Source organism: Actinosynnema sp., assembly GCF_052038725.1.
Map to the genome: position 1 here is coordinate 1 of NZ_JBQGCX010000494.1, position 2,405 is coordinate 2,405.

At 70.9% G+C, this 2,405-nt stretch carries 2 protein-coding genes; both read left to right on the forward strand.

Going from position 1 to position 2,405, the window contains the following annotated elements; genetic code table 11:
- Positions 1–1,654 (forward strand): glycogen debranching protein GlgX (gene glgX / locus ACTUAL_RS09950; RefSeq protein WP_440900063.1); only part of this gene is annotated, 1,654 nt, incomplete at its 5' end.
- 134 nt (positions 1,655–1,788) lie between these two features.
- Positions 1,789–2,405: alpha-amylase family glycosyl hydrolase (locus ACTUAL_RS09955; RefSeq protein WP_440900064.1), on the forward strand; the 617-nt coding region annotated here is incomplete at its 3' end.

The window sequence follows — 2,405 nt, forward strand, 5'->3', positions numbered from 1 at the left end:
GGCGCACGTCCGGGGCCTGACCATGCGGCACCCGGAGGTCCCCGAGCGGCTGCGCGGCACCTACGCGGGCCTGGCGCACCCGGTGGTCATCGACCACCTGAAGAAGCTCGGCGTCAACGCCATCGAGCTGATGCCGGTGCACCAGTTCGTCACCGACCACGGCCTGGTCGAGAAGGACCTGCGCAACTACTGGGGCTACAACACGATCGGGTTCTTCGCCCCGCACGACGGCTACTCCGCGCTCGGGCACGACGCGGGCCAGGTCCAGGAGTTCAAGGGCATGGTCAGGGCGCTGCACGAGGCGGGCATCGAGGTCATCCTCGACGTGGTCTACAACCACACCGCCGAGGGCAACCACCTCGGGCCGACCCTGTCCATGCGCGGCATCGACAACCAGGCCTACTACCGCCTCGTCGACGACGACCCGCAGCACTACATGGACTACACCGGCACCGGCAACAGCCTCAACGTCCGGCACCCGCACTCGCTCCAGCTGATCATGGACTCGCTGCGCTACTGGGTCACCGAGATGCACGTCGACGCCTTCCGCTTCGACCTCGCCGCCACCCTGGCCCGCGAGTTCTACGACGTGGACCGGCTGTCGACGTTCTTCGACCTGGTGCAGCAGGACCCGGTGGTCAGCCAGGTCAAGCTCATCGCCGAGCCGTGGGACGTCGGCCCCGGCGGCTACCAGGTCGGCAACTTCCCGCCGCTGTGGACCGAGTGGAACGGCAAGTACCGCGACACCGCCCGCGACTTCTGGCGCGGCGAGCCCGCCACGCTCGGCGAGTTCGCCTCCCGCTTCACCGGCTCCTCCGACCTGTACAAGGAGGACGGGCGCAGGCCGTACGCGTCGATCAACTTCGTCACCGCGCACGACGGCTTCACCCTCACCGACCTCGTCTCGTACACCGACAAGCACAACCTGGCCAACGGCGAGGACGGCCGCGACGGCGCGGACGACAACCGCTCGTGGAACTGCGGCGTCGAGGGCCCCACCGACGACCCCGAGGTCAACGAGCTGCGCGAGCGCCAGCGGCGCAACCTGCTCACCACGCTGCTGCTGTCCCAGGGCGTGCCGATGCTGCTGCACGGCGACGAGCTCGGCCGCACCCAGCAGGGCAACAACAACGCCTACTGCCAGGACAACGAGCTGTCCTGGGTCGACTGGACGCTGCTGGAGAAGAACCAGCCGCTGCTCGACTTCACCTCGGGCCTGACCGACTTCCGCAAGAAGCACCCGGTGTTCCGGCGCAGGCGCTTCTTCCAGGGCAGGCCCATCCGCAAGGGCGAGGAGCTGCGCGACATCGCGTGGTTCACCCCGGCGGGCGAGGAGATGACCGAGCAGAACTGGGAGGACGGCTTCGGCCGCTGCGTCTCGGTGTTCCTCAACGGCAAGGGCATCCCGGACCTCGACCAGCGCGGCATGAAGGTCGAGGACGACTCGTTCCTGGTGGTCTTCAACGCCCACCACGAGGACATCGAGATCACCCTGCCCGGCGAGGGCTACGGCCCGGAGTGGGCCGTGGTCATCGACACCGCGACCGGCGAGATCGCCGCGTTCCCGCAGGACGAGCCCACGATCCCGGCGGGCGGCAGCGTCACCGCCACCGCGCGCTCGGTCGTCGTGCTCCAGCGGATGGGGGCCGAGTGACCGCGCCCGACCGCGCGACTGCCACCCCCGCGACCGCCCCGGCCACCACGGCCGGGGCGGCCCGCCCGCAGCCGCCCAGCTCCACCTACCGGCTCCAGTTCACCCCCGACTTCACCTTCGCCGACGCCGAGGCCGTGCTCGACTACCTCGGCGCCCTCGGCGCGGGAGCCCTCTACGCGTCCCCGCTGCTGGAGGCCGTCCCCGGCTCCACGCACGGCTACGACGTCACCGACCCCGCCCGCGCCCGCGCCGACTTCGGCGGCGAGCAGGGCCGGGCGTCGCTGGCCAAGGCCGTGCGCGCCGCGGGCCTCGGGTTCGTGGTCGACATCGTGCCCAACCACATGGCCGTCGACTCCACCCCGGTCAACGCCTGGTGGACCGACGTCATGGAGAAGGGCCAGGGCTCCCCGTACGCCCGCTACTTCGACATCGACTGGTCCGACGGCACGCTGCTGCTGCCGTTCGCGGGCGACGAGGGGTCCGAGGAGGAGCACGAGCACTACCGGCTCGCGTTCTGGCGGCGCGGCAACGCCGAGCTCAACTACCGCCGGTTCTTCGACATCACGACCCTCGCGGCCGTCCGCGTCGAGGACCCCGAGGTGTTCGAGGCCACCCACGGCGAGGTGCTGCGCTGGGTCGCCGAGGGCGACGTCACCGGCCTGCGCGTCGACCACCCGGACGGCCTCGCCGACCCCGGCGGGTACGCCCGCGAGCTGGCCGCGCGCAGCGGCGCGTGGGTCGTGGTGGAGAA